This window comes from Paludibacterium sp. B53371 (assembly GCF_018802765.1).
GTDB lineage: Bacteria > Pseudomonadota > Gammaproteobacteria > Burkholderiales > Chromobacteriaceae > Paludibacterium.
Map to the genome: position 1 here is coordinate 231,692 of NZ_CP069163.1, position 21,747 is coordinate 253,438.

Annotated in this window: 17 protein-coding genes; 11 read left to right on the forward strand and 6 right to left on the reverse strand. The window is 61.3% G+C overall.

What is annotated here, in order from left to right; translation table 11 throughout:
* The first annotated feature begins 2 nt into the window (after nt 1-2).
* Complete coding sequence (locus tag JNO51_RS01050; protein ID WP_215780326.1) at nt 3-956, forward strand: alpha/beta hydrolase; 954 nt, start codon at nt 3-5, stop codon at nt 954-956.
* A 133-nt stretch (nt 957-1,089) separates the two neighbouring features.
* Nucleotides 1,090-3,111: an NADPH-dependent 2,4-dienoyl-CoA reductase gene (locus JNO51_RS01055; protein ID WP_215780328.1), complete on the forward strand. Its 2,022-nt coding sequence runs from the start codon at nt 1,090-1,092 to the stop codon at nt 3,109-3,111.
* A gap of 67 nt (nt 3,112-3,178) precedes the next feature.
* On the opposite strand, the gene JNO51_RS01060 is transcribed toward JNO51_RS01055, so the two are convergent.
* Both JNO51_RS01060 and JNO51_RS01065 read right to left on the reverse strand, forming a co-directional pair.
* On the reverse strand, nt 3,179-5,560 hold the full coding sequence (locus JNO51_RS01060; protein ID WP_215780331.1) for a phosphoketolase: 2,382 nt from the start codon (nt 5,558-5,560) through the stop codon (nt 3,179-3,181).
* A 270-nt stretch (nt 5,561-5,830) separates the two neighbouring features.
* A complete protein-coding gene (locus JNO51_RS01065; RefSeq protein ID WP_215780333.1) occupies nt 5,831-6,301 on the reverse strand; it encodes a TlpA disulfide reductase family protein in 471 nt (156 codons plus the stop codon).
* A 208-nt stretch (nt 6,302-6,509) separates the two neighbouring features.
* Between JNO51_RS01065 and gshA the strand changes: the two genes are divergently transcribed.
* Genes gshA through JNO51_RS01080 form a run of 3 tightly spaced genes read left to right on the forward strand, consistent with a single transcriptional unit; the run spans nt 6,510 to nt 9,156 of the window.
* A complete protein-coding gene (gshA, locus tag JNO51_RS01070) occupies nt 6,510-7,793 on the forward strand; it encodes a glutamate--cysteine ligase (protein WP_215780335.1) in 1,284 nt (427 codons plus the stop codon).
* An 8-nt stretch (nt 7,794-7,801) separates the two neighbouring features.
* Complete coding sequence (gene gshB, locus JNO51_RS01075) at nt 7,802-8,749, forward strand: glutathione synthase (protein ID WP_215780337.1); 948 nt, start codon at nt 7,802-7,804, stop codon at nt 8,747-8,749.
* A gap of 11 nt (nt 8,750-8,760) precedes the next feature.
* Complete coding sequence (locus JNO51_RS01080) at nt 8,761-9,156, forward strand: diacylglycerol kinase (RefSeq protein WP_215780339.1); 396 nt, start codon at nt 8,761-8,763, stop codon at nt 9,154-9,156.
* Nucleotides 9,157-9,230: 74 nt separating this feature from the next.
* On the opposite strand, the gene JNO51_RS01085 is transcribed toward JNO51_RS01080, so the two are convergent.
* From JNO51_RS01085 to dprA, 4 genes are all read right to left on the reverse strand, one after another.
* Nucleotides 9,231-10,952: a carbohydrate-binding protein gene (locus JNO51_RS01085; RefSeq protein WP_215780342.1), complete on the reverse strand. Its 1,722-nt coding sequence runs from the start codon at nt 10,950-10,952 to the stop codon at nt 9,231-9,233.
* Nucleotides 10,953-11,225: 273 nt separating this feature from the next.
* Nucleotides 11,226-13,511 (reverse strand): type I DNA topoisomerase, encoded by a 2,286-nt coding sequence (gene topA, locus JNO51_RS01090; protein ID WP_215780347.1) that lies wholly within the window; start codon nt 13,509-13,511, stop codon nt 11,226-11,228.
* Between the two features lie 171 nt (nt 13,512-13,682).
* Nucleotides 13,683-14,141, reverse strand: coding sequence for a DUF494 family protein (locus tag JNO51_RS01095; protein WP_215780351.1), 459 nt, complete (start codon nt 14,139-14,141; stop codon nt 13,683-13,685).
* 15 nt (nt 14,142-14,156) lie between these two features.
* Entirely contained in the window at nt 14,157-15,269 is a 1,113-nt protein-coding gene (gene dprA / locus JNO51_RS01100) for a DNA-processing protein DprA (protein ID WP_215780354.1), read from the reverse strand.
* Between the two features lie 115 nt (nt 15,270-15,384).
* Here dprA and def point away from each other — a divergent pair, with 115 nt between their 5' ends.
* The 6 genes from def (at nt 15,385) to JNO51_RS01130 (ending at nt 21,747) form a co-directional block, all read left to right on the forward strand.
* Nucleotides 15,385-15,888 (forward strand): peptide deformylase, encoded by a 504-nt coding sequence (def, locus tag JNO51_RS01105; protein ID WP_215782625.1) that lies wholly within the window; start codon nt 15,385-15,387, stop codon nt 15,886-15,888.
* Nucleotides 15,889-15,909: 21 nt separating this feature from the next.
* On the forward strand, nt 15,910-16,827 hold the full coding sequence (fmt, locus tag JNO51_RS01110; RefSeq protein ID WP_215780356.1) for a methionyl-tRNA formyltransferase: 918 nt from the start codon (nt 15,910-15,912) through the stop codon (nt 16,825-16,827).
* Between the two features lie 40 nt (nt 16,828-16,867).
* Nucleotides 16,868-17,722, forward strand: coding sequence for a zinc metalloprotease HtpX (gene htpX, locus JNO51_RS01115; RefSeq protein ID WP_215780359.1), 855 nt, complete (start codon nt 16,868-16,870; stop codon nt 17,720-17,722).
* 110 nt (nt 17,723-17,832) lie between these two features.
* Nucleotides 17,833-19,083: a 16S rRNA (cytosine(967)-C(5))-methyltransferase RsmB gene (gene rsmB, locus JNO51_RS01120; protein ID WP_215780369.1), complete on the forward strand. Its 1,251-nt coding sequence runs from the start codon at nt 17,833-17,835 to the stop codon at nt 19,081-19,083.
* Nucleotides 19,070-19,639: a DUF4390 domain-containing protein gene (locus tag JNO51_RS01125; protein WP_252346146.1), complete on the forward strand. Its 570-nt coding sequence runs from the start codon at nt 19,070-19,072 to the stop codon at nt 19,637-19,639. The genes rsmB and JNO51_RS01125 overlap by 14 nt, the downstream gene beginning before the upstream one ends.
* Nucleotides 19,639-21,747, forward strand: a complete 2,109-nt coding sequence (locus JNO51_RS01130) for an ATP-binding protein (protein ID WP_215780373.1) — start codon at nt 19,639-19,641, stop codon at nt 21,745-21,747. The genes JNO51_RS01125 and JNO51_RS01130 overlap by 1 nt, the downstream gene beginning before the upstream one ends.

The following is a 21,747-nucleotide window of genomic DNA, read 5'->3' on the forward strand; positions in this document are numbered from 1 at the left end:
GCATGGATACCTTGCACCTGCCCTTTTCCCCGGGGCCCGACATTGCGGTCTATCGCTGGTCCCCCGCCTCGGCCCCCCGCGGGGTGCTGCTGATTTCCCATGGTCTTTCCGAGCATGGCCAGCGCTATGAGCGCATGGCGCGCGCCCTGAATCTGGCCGGTTACGAGGTCTATGCCCTGGATCATCCCGGACATGGTCCGCAGGCCGAAATACCGGGCTATTTTGCCGATCAGGACGGCTGGTGGCGTGTGGTCGAGCGGCTCAACGTGGTGCGCCACCATCTGCAGCAACAGCACCCCGGTCTGCCGCTGGTGCTGTTTGGCCACAGCATGGGCTCCTTCATTGCCCGCAGTTATTTTCTGCAACATGGCGAAGGCCTGGCGGCACTGGTGCTGTCGGCGACCGGTTACCGGCAGGGGGGGATGGCCCGGGTCATGCGCGCCATTGCCTCTGGCTGGGGCAAGGTCGTGGGGTACAAGGTGCCCAGTCCTTTTCTGGCCAGACTGGTATTTGGCAGCTTCAATCTGACGTTCTGGCCCAAACGCACTCGTGCCGACTGGTTGTCGCGCGATGCTGACGAGGTGGACCGTTATCTGGCGGATCCGTTGTGTGCCGGCATTCCGACTGCAGGCCTTTGGGTCGATCTGTTCGGTGGCGTACGTCAGATGGAGTCGGCCGAAAAGCATGCCCCGTCTTTGCCCCGGACCTGCCCGGTCCTGTTGCTGGCCGGCAGCCGGGATCCGGTGAGCCTGGGTTATTTTGGCTTGCGACAACTGGCAGCGCGCTATCGCGCGGCGGGTTTGTCCCGGGTCGAACTGCTGGTGTATCGCGGCGGCCGTCATGAAATGCATAACGAGATCAACCGCGAAGCGGTCATGCACGATCTGGTGGTGTGGCTGGAACAGCAGGGCGCCTTGCTGCCGGAGCCAGCCCCTGTGGTGAACCTGCCCGATTAATGTCTGCGCAGGGCGCTGAGGGGGTGACGTCTCTCGCTATGCCATTGACAACTTACTTACTAGTCAGTATGTTGATCCGCAACGAGATTCGGGTGTGCTGCACCCTCCCCACTGACTTGACCGAGGCCTCGACATGACTGCCTATCCGCATTTGCTTGCTCCGCTCGACCTGGGCTTTACCACGCTGAAAAATCGTGTCCTGATGGGCTCGATGCACACCGGACTGGAAGAGGCGCCCAACGGCTTTGAAAAGATGGCGGCATTTTATGCCGAGCGGGCGGCGGGCGGCGTCGGCCTGATCGTCACTGGCGGGGTCGGACCGAATGCCGAGGGCTGTGTGGGGGAAGGTGCGGCCAAGCTGGTGGACGAAGAGGGCGTGGCCCATCACCGCGTGGTGACCGATGCCGTGCACGCCGCCGGTGGCAAGATCTGTCTGCAGATCCTGCACAGCGGGCGCTACAGTTTTCAGGAAGGCTGCGTGGCGCCGTCGCCGCTGATCGCCCCGATCAATTTCTACAAGCCGAAGGAACTGAGCGAAGAGGGCATCTGGCAGACCATCGCCGACTTTGCCCGGTGTGCCCGCCTGGCACAGCAGGCCGGCTATGACGGCGTTGAGGTCATGGGGTCGGAGGGCTATCTGATCAACCAGTTCATCGCCCGGGCAACCAACAAGCGGACCGACGGCTGGGGGGGCAGTTTCGAGAACCGCATCCGTTTCCCGCTGGAGATTCTCAAGGCCGTGCGCGAAGCCGTCGGCCCGTCGTTCATCGTGATCTATCGCCTGTCGATGCTGGACCTGGTCAATGACGGCAGTACCTGGGACGAGGTGGTGCAGCTGGCCAAGGCTGTCGAAGCCGCCGGTGCCACCCTCATCAATACCGGTATTGGCTGGCACGAGGCGCGTATTCCGACGATCGCCACCATGGTGCCGCGTGCCGGGTTTGCCTGGGTGACGAAAAAGCTGATGGGGCAGGTGAAGATTCCGCTGATCACCACCAACCGTATCAATACACCGGAAGTCGGCGAGCAGGTGCTGGCCGAGGGATGTGCCGACATGGTGTCGATGGCGCGCCCCTTCCTCGCCGATCCGCAGTTCGTCAACAAGGCCGCGGCCGGACGCGGTGATGAAATCAACACCTGCATTGGTTGTAATCAGGCCTGTCTTGATCACATCTTCCAGGGCCGTCTGACCTCCTGTCTGGTCAACCCGCGTGCCTGCCGCGAAACCGAGCTGGTGACCCGGCCAGCCAGCCAGCAGAAAAAACTGGCCGTGGTCGGGGCGGGGCCTGCCGGTCTGGCCTTTGCCACGGAGGCGGCCGAGCGCGGCCATGCGGTCACCTTGTTTGATGCGGCCGATAAAATTGGCGGCCAATTTAATGTCGCCAAACAGATCCCGGGCAAGGAAGAGTTCCATGAGACCTTGCGCTACTTCGCCCGCCGACTTGAAGTGACCGGCGTGACCCTGCGGTTGAATCAGCGCGTGACAGCCGAAGCACTGGCCGACTTTGACGAAGTCGTGCTGGCGACCGGCATTGCCCCGCGCACGCCACCGATTCCTGGCATTGACCATCCCAAGGTGCTGAGCTATCTGGATGTCTTGCGCGACAAGAAGCCGGTCGGCCAGCGCGTGGCGATCATCGGGGCCGGCGGGATCGGCTTCGATACGGCGGAATATCTGGCGCATCAGGGGACGCCGACTTCGCTGGATGTGGCGGCCTTCATGCAGGAGTGGGGCGTGGACATGAATGTGGCAGAACCTGGCGGTCTGCGCGCTTCCGGCCCGCACCCCGAGCCCAGCCCGCGGCAGATCTGGCTGTTGCAGCGCAAGCCGGCCAAGCCGGGTGAAGGTCTGGGCAAGACCACCGGATGGATCCATCGCGCCAGCCTGAAAATGAAGCAGGTCGAGATGCTCGGTGGCGTGCAGTATGACAAGATCGACGACGACGGGCTGCATGTGACCATCAAGGGACAAAGCCAGTTGTTGCCGGTGGACAATGTCGTGGTGTGTGCCGGCCAGGAGCCGCTGCGTACCCTGCAGGCTCCGCTGCAAGCCATGGGCAAGACCGTGCACCTGATCGGCGGGGCCGATGTGGCCAGCGAGCTGGACGCCAAGCGCGCCATTGCGCAGGGTACTCAGCTGGCGGCGACCCTCTGATCTTCTCCGCGATCTGCAAAAAGAAACGGCGACCAGGTGGTCGCCGTTTTTCATGCACAGACTGCGATTAGTACGGCCAGGTCCAGTTCTTGATCTCCGGCATGTCGTCACCATGGGTATGGATGTACGACTTGTGTTCGATCAATTTGTCGGCAAAGGCCTGGCGGACATGGGCACCGGTGTGGCTGAGCTTGGTCACGCGGTCGATGACATCGATGGCCAGGGTGAAGCGGTCTACCTGGTTCATCACCACCATGTCGAACGGGGTGGTGGTGGTGCCTTCTTCGATGTAACCACGGACATGCATGTTTTCCTGGCCGCGACGACGGTAGGTCAGGCGGTGGATCAGCCACGGGTAGCCGTGGAAGGCAAACACCACCGGCTTGTCGCTGGTGAAGATCGACTCGTACTCATGATCGTCCAGGCCATGCGGGTGCTCGCTCTTCGGCTGCAGTGTCATCAGGTCGACCACGTTGACGAAGCGTACCTTGAGATCCGGGAAGTGCTGGCGCAGCAGATCGGTGGCGGCCAGGGCTTCCATGGTCGGCACGTCGCCGGCGCAGGCAATCACCACATCCGGTTCGGCACCGGCATCGGTCGAGGCCCAGTCCCAGATCCCCACCCCCTTGGTGCAGTGCTTGATGGCCTGGTCGATGGTCAGGTACTGCAGTGCAGGCTGTTTACCGGCAACCACCACGTTGACGTAGTGACGCGAGCGCAGGCAGTGGTCAGTCGTCACCAGCAGCATATTGGCATCGGCCGGCAGATAGACGCGGATGACTTCGGCGCGCTTGTTGACCACATGGTCGAGGAAACCCGGGTCCTGATGACTGAAGCCGTTATGGTCCTGGCGCCAGACGTGGCTGGTCAGCAGGTAGTTCAGCGAAGGCAGCGGACGGCGCCATGGAATGTCCAGGGTGGTCTTCAGCCACTTGGCGTGCTGGTTGAACATCGAGTCGATGACGTGGATGAAGGCTTCGTAGCAGCTGAAGAAGCCGTGGCGGCCGGTCAGCAGGTAGCCTTCGAGCCAGCCCTGGCAGGTGTGCTCGGACAGGATTTCCATCACGCGGCCATCGGTGGCCAGATGATCGTTGGTTTCGTCTTCCGGCTTGTAGTCGGCCAGCCAGACCTTGGCGCTGGCATCCAGTACATCGCCCCAGCGGTTGGAGGCGGTTTCATCCGGGCCGAAGATGCGGAAGTTCTTCGAGTCCATATTGCCGCGCATCACATCGCGCAGGAACTTGCCCATCACGCGGGTGGCTTCGGCCACCTTGTTGCCCGGCTTGTCGAACTGGACGGCGTAATCGCGGAAGTCCGGCATTTTCAGATCGCGCGAAACCAGACCATGTACGTGCGGGTTGGCACTCATGCGCAGTTCGCCATGCGGCGCCAGGGCCGCCAGGTCCGGACGCAGGGCGCCGGATTCGGTGAACAGCTCATCCGGACCATAGCTCTTGAGCCAGGTTTCCAGTGCGTTGATGTGCTCCGGGGTCATGTCGGAGAACGGCACCTGGTGACTGCGCCAGTAGCCTTCCACCTTCTTGCCGTCGATTTCCTTCGGTCCCGTCCAGCCCTTGGGGGTCTTGAGGATGATCATCGGCCATTTCGGACGCGACAGCGGTTTGCCGGCCTTGTCTTCACGGGCGGCGCGCGCCTTGATATCGGCGATTTCGTCCATGATGGTGTCGAGTGTCGCGGCCATCTTGCGGTGGATGGCGGCGAAATCGTCCGGATCCTTGCCGATATCGACGAAGTAAGGCTTGTGACCATAGCCTTCGAACAGCTTGGTCAGTTCATCGGTCGACAGACGGGCCAAGACGGTCGGGTTGGCAATCTTGTAGCCGTTCAGATGCAGAATCGGCAGCACCACGCCATCACGCAGCGGGTTGAGGAATTTGTTGGAGTGCCAGCTGGTGGCCAGCGGACCGGTTTCGGCTTCGCCATCCCCCACGACGCAGGCGGCGATCAGCTCCGGATTGTCGAAGACCGCGCCATAGGCGTGCGAGACCGAGTAGCCCAGCTCACCGCCTTCGTGCATCGAGCCCGGGGTTTCCGGTGCCACATGCGAGGGAATGCCGCCCGGGAAGGAGAACTGCTTGCACAGTTTGCGCAGGCCTTCATGATCTTGCGAGACGTTCGGGTAAACCTCGGAGTAGGAGCCTTCCAGCCAGCTGTTGGCCACCAGACCCGGACCACCATGGCCAGGACCGGTGATATAGATCATCGGTTGCTTGCGGGCGTTGATGACACGGTTGAGGTGAACGTAGATGAAGTTCAGGCCGGGTGTCGTCCCCCAGTGGCCCATCAGGCGTGGCTTGATATGCTCGCGCTGCAGCGGTTGGCGCAGCAGCGGGTTGTCCATAAGGTAGATCTGGCCGACGGAGAGATAGTTGGCGGCGCGCCAGTAGGCGTGCATTTTATCCATCAGCGATTTGCCGAGTTGTGCCATGGGGAGTCCCGTATGAGTGCTGGAAAAAGGCCTACGCGAGGAGTCCGTAGAGTGAAATCGCAGTATAGGATGGCACCTGTATCTTTATATGATGCAAATCAAATAATTCGAAATATCTTTATGTAGAACTAAGCATTGGGGGCGAAAAAAAGCCCGCAAATGGCAAAAAATTTGCCGGCGGGCCGACTTTTCTGAGCGGAAAATGATGTGTGTGGTCAGTTTTTTTGATCGAAATGCGCTTTTTTTGCTTCTTGTTGTGTGTTTGCCTGGTTACTTTAATGCTTTTTGCAGGGTGGCTTCGTTGATCTCACCAATCCAGCGTTGCAAAATTTGGCCGTTTTTGTCGATCAGCAGGGTAAAGGGGATATTTATCGTCGGGTTGCCCAGTGCGGGGAGCAAATCCGTGCTGTTTTCGTCGCCAATCCAGATGGGGTAGCGAATTTTTTGCTGCTGAACGAACTGCTGGACTGGTTTTTTTTCGTCCAGGGCAATGCCAACCACCACGACGTTGCGTGGTTGCCATTTCTGGCTGAAGGCATTGAGCATGGGCATTTCCTTGCGGCACGGGCTGCACCAGGTGCCCCAGAAATTGACGATGACCCGCTTGCCGCGCAAGTCGGCCAATTTGACCTGGCGGCCATTCAGGTCGGTGAAGATCGTCTGGTCGAGTGCCGTGGCGTGGCTCAGGCCGGGCAGGAGGAGCAGGAGGCAAAGGAGCGGTCGGAGCAGGCGGATCATCATGGTGTTCTCTGGCGAAAGGTTCTGACAGTGCACGGGGCGAACGGGCTTGGTGCTAAAATGACACGGAATCCGGACAAGCGTTCAATCATAACGTGGCTGATGGTGTCATGCGAGCCGGTTTTGTGATTGTTTGTCATGTCCACAGGGTTGAATATCCTCGTGTCAACCCCCACCACTGAGCCATCTTCATTCTTCCTAGGAGGGCGTGATGCCCATACCGCACCTTTCCAATGTGCAGACCGGTCCCTTGCTGGAGCTGGAACGCCGCATCCTCGAGGCGCAGCCACAGATCGAGCACTGGTTCCGCAGTCAGTGGCATAACCATGCCACCCCGTTTTACGGCTCGGTCGATCTGCGCAATAGCGGTTTCAAGCTGGCACCGGTAGACATGAACATGTTCCCGGGCGGGTTCAATAATCTGAACACCGACATGACGCCGCTGGCGGTTCAGGCGGCCATGAGTGCCGTGGACAAGGTCTGTCCCGAGGCCAAGAGCGTACTGCTGATTCCGGAGAATCACACGCGCAATACCTATTATCTGCAGAATGTGGCCGCTCTGGTGCGCATCTTCGAACTGGCCGGCCTCAAGGTACGGCTGGGCACCCTGAACCCGGAAATCACCGAGCCGACCGAACTGATCGCTGCCAATGGCGTGCCGGTGCGCCTGGAACCGGTGCAGCGCCGTGGCAATCGTCTGGTGCTGGCGGATGGCTTCAATCCTTGCATGGTGCTGCTGAACAATGACCTGTCCGGCGGCATCCCCGAACTGCTGCAGAATATTGAACAGAATCTGATGCCTCCCCTGCATGCCGGCTGGGCCGTGCGGCGCAAGAGTCAGCACTTCCGCGCCTATGACGAGGTGGCGGCCGAGTTTGCCGAATTAATTTCGATTGATCCGTGGCTGATCAATCCGATGTTTGCCAGTGCCAGCGGGCTGGACTTTCAGTCGCGCCAGGGTGAGCAGCAACTGGCCGACAGTGTGTCCGATCTGTTGGCACGCATCCGCAGCAAGTATCAGGAAAACGGCATCGAGCACGAGCCTTTTGTGATCGTCAAGGCGGATGCCGGTACGTACGGCATGGGCGTGATGAGCGTCAAGTCGCCGGACGAGGTGATCGGTCTCAATCGCAAGGCACGCAACAAGATGGCGGTGGTCAAGGAGGGGCTGGAGGTCTCCGAGGTGATCGTGCAGGAGGGTGTCTATACTTTCGAGACGGTGGAGGATGCCGTGGCTGAGCCGGTGGTCTACATGATGGATCGCTTTGTGATCGGCGGTTTCTACCGGGTGCATACCGGCCGGGGCATCGATGAAAACCTCAATGCGCCGGGGATGCACTTCGTCCCGCTGTCGTTCGAGACTGCCTGCCTGCCGGACCGCCAGGGCAGCCCGGATTGTGCGCCGAACCGTTTCTATTCATACGGGGTGATCGCCCGGCTGGCCTTGCTGGCCGGTTCGCGCGAACTGGAAGCGACCGACCCGGACAACGATTGAGGAAAACCATGAGAGTCCTGTTTATTGCCGATCCGCTGGAGTCGTTCAAGATCTACAAGGACACCACTTTTGCCATGATGCAGGAGTCGGCCCGCCGCGGCCATGCCCTGGCCTTCGCCCGCGTGCAGGACATGGCGCTCGAGGGGGGGCGCATCATGGTGGACGCTACCAGCCTGACGCTGACTGGCGAACAGGATCCCTGGTATCGTGCCGGCGACTGTTACCGTCAGCCGCTGGCCGGGTTCAATGCCGTGGTGATGCGCAAGGATCCGCCGTTCGATCTGGAGTATCTCTACGCCTCGCAGCTGTTTACCCTGGCCGAGCAGCAGGGCTGCAAGGTGTTTACCAGCGGTCAGGCGCTGCGTGACTTCAACGAAAAGCTGGCGATCCTGCAGTTCCCCGATCTGATTGCCCCGACCATGGTGACCAGCAGCATCGGCCGGCTGCATGCCTTCGTCAATCAGCACTTCGATGCCATTGTCAAACCGCTGGATGGCATGGGCGGAGACAGCATTTTCCGCATTCGTCCCGATGACCCCAATCTGAACGTGATTCTGGAGACCATCACCCAGCGTGGCGCCCGCACAGTGATGATCCAGCGTTATATTCCGGAGATCCGCAACGGCGACAAGCGGGTGCTGGTGATTGACGGCAAGCCGGTGGATTACTGCCTGGCGCGGATTCCCAAGGCGGGAGAAACGCGCGGCAACCTGGCCGCGGGGGGGCGTGGTGAAGCCCGCGAGCTGTCCGCCCGTGACCGCGAGATCGCCGAAACCGTTGGTCCCATGTTGAAAAAGCGCGGGATTCTGCTGGCCGGGCTGGATGTCATCGGTGACTATCTGACCGAGATTAATGTCACCAGTCCGACATGCTTCCGCGAGATCATGGACCAGACCGGTTTGAATGTGGCCGGTCTGTATATCGATGCCCTCGAACGCGCCCTGGTCGCGCCGTGAACGGAGACAGTATGGAGAGGAAGGACAGCGTGCCGTCAGGAGAAAGTCCTTTCAAGGGCAAGACGGGGGTAGTACGGCTGGTGAATGCCCTTGGCTACTCGATTGACGGCATGCGTGCCGCCTTCCGGCATGAAGATGCCTTTCGCCAGCTAGTGTTGCTGGCGCTGGTGCTGGTGCCGCTGGCCTTTATCGTTCATGCCACACCGTTGGCCCGTGCCTTGCTGATTGCCAGCTCGCTGGCCACCCTGATCATCGAGTTGCTGAATTCGGCGATTGAGGCGGCGGTGGATCACACCTCGCTGGAGCGCCACCCTTTGGCCAAGCGCGCCAAGGATATGGGCAGTGCGGCCCAGTTGCTGGGTCTGATCAATCTGGCGCTGGTCTGGGGCGTCGTGCTGTTCGGCTGAGAGACCCGCTTGCACAAAACGAAAGGCGCTGCCGGTTGTCCGGCAGCGCCTTTTTTTACAGCAGATTCAGGGGATTACTTGGCAGCCCAGGGATCGCCGGCGGTGGGCAGATTGCCCTGGGTCCACCACTTGGCACAGTATTCCTTGCCCTGGTACATCACGCAGCTGCCCCCGTTATACGCGGCGCTGGCCGACCATTGTTGCAAACCGCCACCTTGCTGCAGCCAGACCGAAGACTGACCCGGGATATCACCCTGAGTCCACCATTGGGCCTTCCAGTCGGCACCGGCATAGCTGACGGTGTTGCCGCTGGTATAGATCTGGCTGGAGGACCACGGTGCGCCATTGACCGGGGTAACATCGCCACCGCCGTTGTCGGTGTTGCCGCCAGCGGTGTTGCCGCCGTTGTCGGTGTTGCCGCCAGCGGTGTTGCCGCCGTTGTCGGTGTTGCCGCCAGCGGTGTTGCCGCCGTTGTCGGTATTGCCACCAGCGGTGTTGCCGCCGTTGTCGGTGTTGCCACCAGCGGTGTTGCCGCCGTTGTCGGTATTGCCACCAGCGGTGTTGCCGCCGTTGTCGGTGTTGCCACCTTGCTGCCAAACGGCCGCCTGGCCCGGGACATCGCCCTGCGTCCACCACTTGGCGGTCCAGGTGCTGCCCGCATAGGTCACGGTGTCACCGGCGGTGTAGACCTGAGTCGCCGACCAGGGTTGGCCGTTGACAGGACCGCTGTTGCCGCCGGCGCCGTTATCGCCACCGCCATAGTTCGGGTCACGGGTGACACCGGTACCCCAATGATCTGCGTAGGCCTGGAAGATGCTGCTGAAGGCATAGGGGTCTTGCACGATGCCCGAGCACTGGGCATCCACATAGCTGCCATTGCCGGCGCAGGCCTTGTCGCGGGTCAAGGACCACATCCCCAGCAGACCAATGCCATTGCTGCTGGCCATCTGGAGCAGATCTTTGGCGTTGTCGATGGTGAAGGTTTCCGGCTTGGTGTCATTCAGGCCGATCATCGGGGTCACGCCAACCAATTGCCACAGTTGTTCGTTGCTGAGCGACTGGCCGTGCGCCTTGTAGGCGGCGTCCAGCTGGCCATAGAGGCCCTGGGCGGCTTGCTTGGCAGCGGCGCCCATGTCCGAGGTGGCCTGACCATAGTCCATGGCCATGATGTTGACGCCATCCAGCGTCACACCGTTGTCCAGTGCCGACTTGACGACATCCTGGCCGGATTGGGTCAGGCCGTAGGGCATGGTCGGCAGGGTCAGGGTGACGTGCAGGGTCTTGCCCTTGGCCTTGAAATTGTTTTGCAGGGCGGCAACCGCTTCGAAGTTGCGCTTGTTGGCAGCGACGTCGTTCTGTGCCGCGCCTTCGATGTCAAAGTCGATGCGACTCAGGTCATAAGCGTCCAGCACGGTCTGGTAGGCCGACTGCAGTGCGGCGGTGGTGGTGCAGGACTGCTGCAGCGGGATGCCGTTGGCGCCGCCGAAGGACAGGGCCACTTCGCCGCCCTTGGCGCGGAAGTTCTGGATGCCATTGCTGATGGCGCTCATCTGGCTGTCGCTGCTGGCGCCGGCACTAGCGGTGATCGGCAGAACACCGCCCCAGGACGGTGCACAAGTCCCCTGAGAGACGACAAAGGCCATGGTGAACTGCTGGATCCCCTGGGTGACACCGATTTTATCGATCTGCGGGGTCGGCCACAGCGTCATATCGACATAGGGGGAAAAAGCACCGGCAAAAACCGATGCGCTGGCCAAGCTGGCAGCCAGCGCGGAGAGTGCAAACTTGCTTCTCATGGGTAAACTCCTGATGTGAGCAGTGACTGATTGCCAGTCCTGCGAGACCTCGGATGGAGGATGGTTCCGTGCAGTGCCAGACGGCATGAGCCACTCTTCTTCTGGCGCTGTCCGGGGTGCTCAAGGTAAACCGCCAGGGGGGCGTGACGAATCAGGTGAGTCCGAATCCATGGGCTGTCGGAAAGCAGAAAGGCGCTGCCAGATGTCTCTGGCAGCGCCTTGTGGGACTTTTTTCCGGGCGCAGCCTGGGGCTGTGCCGGCATGTCAGGCAGGTTACGCTTTGGGTTCTGGCGGGGTGATGACCTCGCTGTAGCCACACTCCTTCTGCGGGCAGACCTTTTCGGTGCCTCGACGTTTGGTAGTCTTGATGGTCAGGATCGGCCAGCCACATTGCGGGCAGGGTTCTGCCACCGGCGGGTTCCAGGTCGCATACTTGCACTTCGGATAGGTATTGCAGCTGTAGAACAGCTTGCCGTAGCGGCTCTTGCGCTCGATCAGGTTGCCGGTCTTGCATTCCGGACACTGCACGCCGGTGTCACGCGGTTTTTCCAGTGGCTCGATATGCTTGCACTTCGGGTAGTTGGCGCAACCGATAAATTTGCCGTACGGCCCCTTCTTGATCACCAGCTGACCACCGTCATCCGGGCAGGTCCGGCCTTCGATGATTTCCGGTTCTTCCGGTTCGGCCGCCTGCTCTGCCGTCTCGTTCATGTTGCGGGTGTAGTCGCAGTCAGGATAGCCGGAGCAGCCGATGAAGCGGCCACGCTTGCCGAAACGGATCATCAGCGGCTTGCTGCACTTCGGGCAAGCCTCGTCCAGACTTTCTGTAGTGATTTCTGCGCGCGAAATGGTCTCTTTTTCGGCGATCTGCTTGGAAAATCCGTTCCAGAAGGTCTCCATGACCGGAATCCAGGCGCGTTGACCACCGGCGATTTCGTCCAGTTGATCTTCCAGTTTGGCGGTGAAGTTGTAGTCGACGTACTGGGCGAAGTGTTCGGTCAGGAACTTGTTGACGATTTCACCGGTGTCGGTCGGCATGAAGCGCTTCTTGTCCAGCGTGACGTATTCACGATCCTTGAGCGTGAAAATGATGCTGGCGTAGGTCGAGGGACGGCCAATGCCAAATTCTTCCAGTGCCTTGACCAGGCTGGCTTCCGAGAAGCGGGGCGGCGGCTGGGTGAAGTGCTGCTCGCCGTAGAGCTTGTCAATCGGCAGCGTCTCGCCGGTTTCCAGCAGCGGGAGCTTGGCGTTGTCTTCGTCTTCGGCATCATCGACGTCTTCTTCGTAGACGGCGAGGAAGCCGGCAAACACCTGCACCTGACCGCTGGCGCGGAAGGTGCCCGGACCGACGGCGATATCCACGCTGGTGGTATCGAATTTGGCCGGTGCCATCTGGCAGGACAGCGTACGTTTCCAGATCAGTTCGTAGAGCTTGTACTGGTCGGCGGTCAGGAAGGGTTTGACCGATTCGGGCGTGCGCTGGATGGACGTCGGACGAATTGCTTCGTGCGCTTCCTGGGCATTCTTCGATTTGTTTTTGTAGGTGACCGGGTTCTTCGGCAGGAACTCCGGCTCGAAGTTGGCGCTGATGTAGTCGCGGATTTCCGCCACGGCCTCGTTGGCGAGCACGACGGCGTCGGTACGCATATAGGTGATCAGGCCGACCGTACCCTGGCCGATGTCCACGCCTTCATACAGTTGCTGAGCCGTACGCATGGTGCGGTCGGTGGTCATGCCCAGCTTGCGCACACCTTCCTGCTGCAGTGTCGAGGTGGTGAACGGTGCGGTCGGGTTGCGGGTTTTCTTTTTCTTTTCGATGTTGCCGACGATGGCCGGGTGGTTGGCCAGCTTGGCGACGGCCTCCTGGTGCAGGCTGTCATTGGCAATGTCGAACTGGTCGAGTTTTTTGCCGTCCAGCTCGATCAGGCGCGCCCCGAACTTTTGCCGTCCCTTGTGGCTGTCGAGGTGAATGCTCCAGTACTCCTGCGAGACGAAGGCGCGGATTTCATTCTCGCGCTCGCAGATCAGTCGCAGCGCCGGGCTTTGCACGCGACCAGCCGACAGGCCGCGGCGAATCTTTTTCCACAGCAGGGGCGACAGGTTGAAACCGACCAGATAGTCGAGCGCACGTCGGGTCTGCTGGGCATCGACCAGCGACTGCGAGACTTCGCGCGGGTTTTCGATGGCTTCCAGTACGGCGTTGCGGGTGATTTCATGGAAGACCACCCGTTTGGCGGTCTTCGACTTGAGCAACTTCTTGCTGTCCAGGATCTGCACCAGATGCCAGGAGATGGCTTCGCCTTCGCGGTCCGGGTCAGTGGCCAGATAAATGTTGTCCGCCTCGGCGACCGCCTTGACGATGGCATCGACGTGCTTGGTGTTTTTCGGGATCAGCTGGTACTTCATGGCGAAGTTTTTGGCCGGATCCACGGCGCCGTTTTTCGGCACCAGGTCACGCACGTGACCGTAGGAAGCCAGGACTTCGAAGTCCGGGCCCAGGTATTTTTTCAGTGTTTTCGCCTTGGAGGGCGATTCGACGATCAAGAGGCTCGAAGGCATGTTCGTATTCTTCAGTTAGCCGGCCGCAGGGTCCGGTGGCGTTGTCAGCCCGGGATACTCAATATCGGTTTGTCCAAAACAAAACAAGAGCGCTGCTTGCGCTCTTGGATGCGGCGACGGGTGTCTGCACGGAAGCCGGCGATGGTATGCCGGCCTTGTGCGCCTGACAAGTCATTGCATGGTTGGTTCGCCATGTACCGCATCCAGCAGCTCTTCGCCCAGCAAAATGGGCAGTTCGGCCTTTTGCACCCACAACACCATCAGTGAGACCAGTTTGGCAGAAGGCACCGTAATCTCGTCGTCGGTCAGTGCCAGCAGGCGGTCGATGACCATTTCCCGCTGCGCGCCGCTCAATGCGCCGTGATCCTCAAGGAACTGTAGCAGGCCGCGCACTTCGACGGACAGTCGTTTTTGTTCGATGTCGCTGTAAATGCGCATGCCGCTGGCCTGATCCGCGCCGGCGAACGCCCCTTCCGAGATGCGACACAGGCTGTCGATCCAGTCCAGTGCGTCCTGGATTTCGTCGTTGTCGAAACCGGCGGCTTCCAGTTGGTGTGCCAGCAGGTTGCGATCATCGAAGGCGTCCGGGTCGCGGTATTGTTCAAACAGATAGGCGAGAACATCAAACATGGTGCAACTTTACTTTTATAGATGCGATTCGACCGGCGGGGGGTCGATACGCTGGAAACGACCTCCGGGCAGGGGTGCGACGCGGCCTTCCAGCTCAAGCTGCAAGAGGATCTCGTAAAGCTCGGCGACAGTCAACCCAAGTCTTGGTCCGAGTTCGTCAATCGACACCGGTTCGGTCCCGATGGCATCCAGTACGGGATGAGGCTGGCCGGGGGGCGGGGAGGCCGGCGACTCGGCCTGCAGGCGTCCGACCTGATCGAGAATATCGTCGACCGTCTCGATCAGGGCGGCGCCCTCCTTGATGAGACGATGACAGCCACGGGCGCCTGCGTGGTGGATCGAGCCCGGTACGGCCATGACGTCACGACCGGCCGCCGCCGCCTGGCGCGCGGTGATCAGCGAACCGGAGCGCACGGAGGCTTCGATCACCAGGCAGGCGAGCGACAGGCCGGCAATGATGCGGTTGCGTTGCGGGAAATGGCGTGCGACCGGCCCGGCGCCCAGCGGGTATTCGGACAGGATCAGCCCCTGTTGCGCCAGGTGTCTGGCCAGTTGCCGGTTATTTGCCGGATAAACGCGGTCAATGCCGGTGCCGATGACGGCGATGCTGGAGGCCGCATGGCGCAAGGCGCCTTGGTGGGCGCTGCTGTCGATGCCGCTGGCCATGCCGCTGACGATGCAATAGCCGTGCTCCGCCAGGGCTGCGGCATAATCGTGCGCCAGTCGGCAGGCTTGCGGGCCGGCATGGCGGCTGCCGACAATGGCCAGTTTCGGTCGGGCCAGCAAGCTGCGTTGGCCCAGACCGAAAAGCAGGCTGGGCGGCGAGGGGGATTCCGCCAGCGCCAGCGGGTAATCGGCGTCCTGCAGGCTGAGCAGAAAGGCGCCAGGGGTACGGTGCAGCCAGTCGAGCGATTCTCCGACTGCCGGGGCTGCCTGTCTGCACTTCAGCGCCTGTGCCACCTGACGGGGCAGAGTCTGACAGAGTGTGGCCAGGTCTGACGCCAGGGCACGGCGCAGGCTGCCATGACGCTGCAGCAAGGCCAGCATGGCGCGCGGTCCGAGGCCGGGGGTCAGGGCGGCGAGCAGCCAGTCGGGATCGGGAGATGGGGGCGGCAGGGTCTCGGTCATGATTGCCTCGCTGTGAAGGGCGCATGTCGCGATATAATGCAGGGAATTGACTATGTAACCCGCCATGTCAGACCTGGTCTGGCCTGGTGACAACCGTACGGAGACTGTTAGCCAGATGGCCTTGCTCAATATCCTGCATTACCCGGATGAACGTTTGCACAAGGTGGCCAAGCCGATTGACAAGGTGGACGACGAAGTCGTGCAGCTGATCGATGATATGGTTGAAACCATGTATGCGTCGAAGGGCGTCGGTCTGGCCGCGACGCAGGTCAATGTGCATCGTCGCCTGGTGGTGATTGATGTCTCGGAAGAGCGTGAAGGCGCCACCGCTTTCATCAACCCTGAAATCATCGAAAAGATCGGTGAAACCGAATACGAAGAAGGCTGCCTGTCCGTGCCGGGTATTTACGAGACGGTGCGGCGCGCCGAGCGTGTCAGGGTCCGTGCCCTGGGGCGTGACGGCAAGCCGTTCGAGCTGGAAGCGGATGGTCTGCTGGCCATTTGCCTGCAGCACGAGATTGATCATCTTGATGGCAAGGTGTTCGTCGAATATCTGTCGACGCTCAAGCAGAACCGTATTCGCACCAAGATGAAAAAGCTGGAAAAGCGCACGCTGTAAGCCCCCCTCGCAGGAAGACTCATGAAATTGATTTTTGCCGGTACGCCGGATTTCGCCGCTTGCGCCCTGGAGGCGCTGATTGCTGCCGGGCACGAGATCGCCCTGGTGCTGACCCAGCCTGACCGTCCCGCTGGTCGCGGGATGAAACTCAAGCCCAGTGCCGTCAAGGTGGTGGCACAGACGCACGGTCTGCGTGTCGAGCAGCCGGCTTCGCTGAAGTCGGCAGAGACGCAGGACATGCTCCGTGCCATCGGTGCTGAGGTCATGGTGGTGGCGGCCTATGGCCTGTTGCTGCCACAGGCCGTGCTCGACATGCCGCGCCGCGGTTGCCTGAATATCCACGGCTCGCTGCTGCCGGCCTGGCGTGGCGCCGCGCCGGTTCAGCGCGCGATCCAGGCGGGAGACCGTCAGACCGGCATCACCATCATGCAGATGGATGCCGGTCTGGATACCGGCGCCATGCTGAGCAAGCACGTGATCGATATTGCCGACACGGAAACCAGTGCCAGCCTGTTTGCCCGCCTGACGCAGCTGGGGGCCGAGGCCATCGTGGACACGCTGGCCCGGCTCGACAGCCTGACGCCACAGCCGCAGCCGGCCGAGGGGGTCAGCTATGCCCACAAGATCAGCAAGCAGGAGGCGCTGGTCGACTGGACGCAGGAGGCCGAGCAGGTGGCGCGGACGATTCGTGCCTTTAATCCGGCCCCGGGTGCCCATACCTTGTTGCAAGGCGAGCCGCTGAAGCTGTGGCAGGCTCAGGCCAGGGAGGGGCAGGCGCAGCCTGGCCTGGTGGTGTCGGCCGACGCGGAGGGCGTCCTGGTCGGCTGCGGCCGTGGTCTGGTCTGCATCAGCGAATTGCAGGCTCCGGGTGCGCGGCGTTTGCCGGCTCGCGAATTTCTGGCCGGGCACCCCGGCCTGGTGGGAACCCGTTTGGGGTAAAACACTCCAAAGCAGAACCTGTTAAGGAGGAATACCTGCTATGAATAACTGGCTGAAAACCACGGTACTGATGGCGGGCATCATCGCGCTGTTCGGCGTGATCGGTGCGCTGATCGGCGGCAAGACCGGCATGCTGCTGGCCCTGCTGTTTGGCGGGGCGATGAATCTGTTTGCCTACTGGCATTCCGACAAGATGGTGTTGCAGATGTACAACGCTCAGCCAGTCGATCAGCACACTGCGCCGGAGTTTTACTCGCTGGTCGCCGAGCTGGCGCAGCGCGCCGGTCTGCCGATGCCTCGTGTCTATGTGATTCACGAGGACCAGCCCAATGCCTTTGCGACCGGGCGCAATCCGGAGAATGCCGCCGTGGCGGCCACCACCGGCATCATCCGCATGCTGGACCGGCGTGAATTGCGCGGGGTGATGGCGCATGAGCTGGCCCATGTGCGGCATCGCGACATTCTGATCTCCACCATCAGCGCCACCGTGGCCGGGGCCATTTCCGCCCTGGCCAATTTCGCCCTGTTCTTCGGGGGGCGTGACGAGAACGGCCGGCCGGTGAATCCGCTGGCCGGCATCCTGATCGCCCTGCTGGCGCCCCTGGCAGCCAGTCTGATCCAGATGGCCATCTCCCGTTCGCGTGAATTCGATGCCGACCGCGGTGGCGCCGAGATCTCGGGAGATCCGCTGGCACTCGCTTCTGCCTTGCAGAAAATAGAGTATTATGCGCAGGGCCTGCCGTTTGCGGCAGCAGAAGCCCATCCGGCGACGGCACAGATGATGATCATCAATCCGCTGGCCGGCGGGGCCGGGGTGGCGGATTTGTTCCGCACCCACCCGCGAACCGAGGAGCGCATTGCGCGCCTGCATGACATGGCACGCGGCGTCCGTTGAATCCTGTGGTATCGGCGTGTGTGCCGATACCCTCTGATGATCCCGGCGGGATCGTTTTCGGGCCACAGCCAGGCCATGCCGGCTGTGGCCCGACCCTTTGAAGAAGCGCTATGCACCGTATTCAGGAATTGGCCGCCTTGACGGTCGAACAGGTTGCCGCCGGCAAAAATCTTACCGATGCGCTGGCAGCACAGCTGCGCCGTGTGCCGGATCTGAGTCCCCAGGAACGGGGCGCCATCCAGGACATTACCTTTGGTGTAATGCGCCACTGGGCCGAGCTGAAGCTGATTTTGCGGCAACTGGTACCGAATGCCCTGGCGCTGCCTTTTCTCGAGCACCTGCTGGTGGTGGCGATTTATCAGCTGTATTACAGCCGCACGGCACAGTATGCCGTGGTGAATGAGGCCGTGAGCCTGGCCGCGACCCAGGCGCGCGGCCGTTTCAAGGGGCTGGTCAATGGTGTGCTGCGCAACGCGCTGCGCCGTCGCGACGAACTGATGCAGGTGGTGGCGCGTGATGAAGAGGCGCGCAGCAATCATCCCGGCTGGTGGCTGCGAGCCCTGCAGCAGCACTACCCGGATCACTGGCAGTCGATTGTCGAGGCCGACAATGCCCATCCCCCGATGATTCTGCGCGTCAATACGCGTCGCAGCGACATGACGCGCTATCTGGCGGACTTGTCGGCAGCGGGGATTCAGGCCGAAGCGCTGGATGAGCAGGCCGTGCTGCTGGCCCAGCCGATGCCGGTGCGCGAGCTGCCGGGGTTTGCCGAAGGGGTGGTCTCGGTGCAGGACTGGGGCGCGCAGCAGGCGGCCCGACGGCTGGATCTTCAGCCGGGATTGCGGGTGCTGGATGCCTGTGCGGCGCCAGGTGGCAAAACCTGCCATATGCTGGAGCTGGCCGATGTGGAGATGACTGCGCTGGATGTCGATGGCATGCGACTGGCGCGTGTGCGCGAGAATCTGGATCGTCTCGGCCTGCAGGCACAGTTACTGACCGGGGATGCCGGGCGGTCGCAAGACTGGTGGGATGGCCGTCCGTATGACCGTATCCTGGCCGACGTACCCTGCAGCGCTTCCGGCGTCGTGCGGCGTCATCCGGACATCCGTTGGCTGCGGCGTCCGGACGACTTCCGCAATCTGGCGCGCCAGCAGGCGCAAATGCTGGATGTTCTTTGGTCTTTGCTCGCATCGGGCGGTAAAATGCTTTACGCTACGTGCTCGATTTATCCAGAAGAAAACTCGCAGCAATTGTCGGCATTCCTGCAGCGTCGAGACGACGCGATTTGCCTGAATCAGGAACAGTTGCTGCCTACCGATCGCCATGACGGCTTTTATTACGCGCTGCTTGAGAAACGTTAGCCTGCTGGTGGGCCTGCTGGCTTGTCTGGCCCATCCTGCCTGGGCCGACAACGTCAATGCGCGCCGGGCAGAGGCTGAGCTGATCGATGGCCAGCTTGCCATCAGCACGCGTTTCAATATCAAGCTGCCCAGCGGCCTGAGCGAAGCATTGACTCAGGGCGTGCCGCTGACCTTTCGTCTCGAGTTCGAACTGACCAGGCCGCGCAGCACGGCGCTGTACCTGAATCTCAGCCAGTGGTTTGCGCCGCATGCCAGCATGGTTTTCCGTCTTTCCTACCAGCCCCTGACTGATCGCTATCGGGTGGCGATCGGGTCCTTCGCCAATTACTACTCCAATCTGAATGAGGCCATGCGTGCCATCGGCGCCATCCAGAGCTGGCGCGTGCTCAATGTGGGCGCCCTGTCCGGCAATTCGCCGGATCAGGTGGCCGGGCGGGTGCGGCTGGTGCTGGACATCAGCGAGTTGCCCAAGCCCTTCCAGCTCAATGCCCTCGGCTCGTCCGACTGGACGCTGGGCTCGAACTGGACGTCGCTGGACATGAAAGGGGGCAGCTGATGCCCTATGCTGTGGTCGCTGTCGCCTCGGTGGCGGCCATCATGCTTTATCTGCTGGCGATTGCCACCGGCAATGCCAGCCGGCTGGAGGCCTACTACTGGTGGGTTTTCGGGCTGAACTCCCTGTTGCTGGCGGCGCTGATCGGCGTGGTCGGCCGGCAGATGCTGCGTTTGCGCGCCCGGGTGAAGAGTCGCATGTTCGGGGCCAAGCTGACCCAGAAGCTGGTCGGCATGTTTGCCCTGGTGGCGCTGGTGCCGGGGGTGCTGATCTTCACCATTTCCGCCCAGTTTCTGACCGGCAGCATCGAGAGCTGGTTTGATGTGCGGGTCGAGTCCGCACTCGACCGCGGCTTGTCTCTGGGACGCAATGCCCTTGGGTTTGTGCTGCAGGATGTCAGCCGCAAGAGCCATGTCGTGCAGGAGAACATCCAGGGGCTGGACCAGGGGGCGCTGGGCGGGCGGCTGGATGTGATGCGCGAGGAGTTGGCATTGCGGCAAATCGCCATTTTCGATCGCAGCGGCAAGTTGCTGGCATACTCGGGCCAGCCCGGCCTGCGGGCACCGCTGCCGCCGCCCAGGGATACCCTGCGCAGCATCAGTCCGATGCAGTCGGTTGACACCATCGAGAACGAAAACCAGACCGGTCTGCTGCTCAAGGTACTGCTGGGGTATCGCATGCCCGATGACAGCGTGCGGGTGCTGATGGTGATGCAGGGCGCACCGGAGAGCATTGCCCGCGACGCGGACATGATCGAGAGCGCACGATCGGATTATCGCGGGCTGTTGTTCAATCGGCATGGCCTTAAAACCTTCTACATGCTGACGCTGGCCCTGGCCTTTCTGCTGGCCCTTACGCTGGCGCTGGCTTTTGCCCTGTTTCTGTCCGAGCGCTTTTCTGCGCCGTTGCTGGAATTGGCTGCCGCCACCCGGGCCGTCGCCCAGGGTGACTTTTCCCGCCGTCACCCCGTCTACCGGCGCGATGAGCTGGGTATGCTGACGTCGATGTTCAACCGCATGACGCGGCAGCTGGATGAGGCGCGACAGCTGGCGGAGGAAAATCACCGCCAGCTGGAGGCCGGCAAAATTTATCTGGAAAGCATTCTGGCCAATTTGTCTGCCGGGGTGATTGCCTTTGACGCGGAATGGCAGTTGCGGGCCTTCAATATCAGTGCTGCCCGCATTCTGAATGTCGATTTTGATGATGTCGGCAAGCTGCCCTTTGCCGAGTGGCCGCAAAAGATCCCTGCGCTGCAGGCGCTCGCGGATACCGTCGGACAGCAGGCCGGCGATCAGGACCGGCGCGACTGGCAGCTGCAACTGGACTATCAGACCTCGCAGGGTGAGCGTGCGCTGCTGATCCGTGGTGCACGCCTGTCGGAGCTCAGTAACGCCGGCTATGTGCTGGTGTTCGACGATATTACCGACCTGGCTCGTGCGCAGCGTGATGCAGCCTGGGGTGAGGTGGCCAAGCGGCTGGCACACGAGATCCGCAACCCGCTGACGCCGATTCAGTTGTCGGCCGAACGGCTGGCCATGAAGCTGGCAGACAAGCTGGAGCCCGCCGATGCCGAGATCCTGCACCGGGCCACCGATACCATTGTCAATCAGGTGACGGCTTTGAAAGGAATGGTGGATGCATTCCGCGATTATGCCCGCGCACCTCGTACCAAATTACAAAACCTTGATGTAAATGAGGTGATTCGTGAGGTCATGACGCTTTACGAATCCAATCCTGCTGTTAAGATTGATCTTTCCGACGGTCCGCTGATGATCATGGGGGATGCGGCTTTGCTGCGGCAGGTTTTGCATAATCTTTTGCAAAACGCCCAAGATGCCGTTCTTGACGCCGAAAACCCGATGATTCAAATTAGCAGCCGACTAGAAGGAAGAAACGTGCATGTCTGTGTGGAAGATAATGGCGCCGGTTTTTCGGCAGACATTCTTCCGCGTGCATTCGAGCCTTATGTGACCAATAAGTCCAAGGGCACCGGTTTGGGTTTGGCCGTGGTGAAGAAAATTGTGGAAGAACACCAGGGCCAAATCATTCTGGGTAATGCCGATCAACATGGCGCACGTATTCTTCTCATCTTGCCAATGCTGGAGGCCTAA